Below are 262 nucleotides of genomic sequence, written 5' to 3' on the forward strand. Positions count from 1 at the left end.
CCGATATTCACCTTTTCCATCATCAGCTTATAGTAAGGGAAGCGTGATTCCCAAAGAGTACTAGCACCTTTATCCATTTCAGTTTTATTTGATTCATAGAAAGCTATAGCATCTTCCATACGGTTGGGATTTTCCTGATTCCGATAGATATTCTCAAACTGTTCCCACAAGTCTGCCCTCTCAGGATAGGAAGTTATAGCTGAGTAGATTTTACTCTTAAAGTCTGCACGTTCATGAATGTGTGTCAGTAATGAATTAGGGT

Annotated in this window: 1 pseudogene; it reads right to left on the minus strand. The window is 38.9% G+C overall.

What is annotated here, in order from left to right:
- Positions 1-262: pseudogene (locus SB749_RS19850) on the minus strand (hypothetical protein); the annotation flags it as partial.

The sequence above is a fragment of the Brevibacterium sp. SIMBA_078 genome, from assembly GCF_046534565.1.
Lineage (GTDB): Bacteria > Actinomycetota > Actinomycetes > Actinomycetales > Brevibacteriaceae > Brevibacterium.